The organism is Lyngbya sp. CCY1209 (genome assembly GCF_055795065.1).
Genome location: NZ_JAYFER010000390.1, coordinates 1 through 696, shown reverse-complemented (window position 1 = coordinate 696; position 696 = coordinate 1). Strand labels below are relative to the sequence as shown.

Below are 696 nucleotides of genomic sequence, written 5' to 3'. Positions count from 1 at the left end.
TTCAGAACCGTGCATGAGACTTTCACCTCACACGGCTCCTAGTTCAGTCGTCTCGTTGTCATGAGTACGACTCTTGCCTTGACTGCCATCTACAGCAGTCTTAGCATCGTGACAGTGGCGGTGCAGCAATTGGAGATTTTTGTAATCATCCTTTCCGCCGAGGCATCTCGGGATGATGTGGTCGGTCTCCACTTGGTCTTCGATGGTGAAGTGCTGTCCGCACCATTTGCATTTGCCTTTCTGGTCTTTTAGCAGTTTGGCTTCTTGGTTTGAGATTTCTGGTGATTTCCCTCTCCTCGTTGCCCAGTAGACCCAATTTCCGTCATATGTCGATGCGTCTGATTTTACCAGTGTGTGCCGCACAATGGGAATCCAGGCGTGTTTTTGGAGTCGTCAACCATCCTTAGTTTGGAAAATCCACTCGTCCTTCCTTTCGTCCCCGTTGCTCAGTTTTGCCATACCTGTTCGGTAGTATTTTCTGAGCGTTTTATATTCGGCGTTTCCGCATCGTGACACTACCCATGCCCGTAGTTGTTGCCAGAGTATGTTATCTAGCTTGCTGAAAATCTCCGAGGAGACTACCCCTGAGTAGTACCTTGCCCATCCAGTGATGATGGGGTTGAGATGTTTAATCAGGGCGGCTTGAGGTGCTGTTTTGTGATTCCTAATCACCTCTTTTACCTTTTCAGTATGGGC

Annotated in this window: 1 pseudogene; it reads right to left on the bottom strand. The window is 48.6% G+C overall.

What is annotated here, in order from left to right:
* Positions 1-27: 27 nt before the first annotated feature.
* Positions 28-696, bottom strand: a pseudogene (locus AC0QHF_RS11350) (group II intron maturase-specific domain-containing protein); the annotation flags it as partial.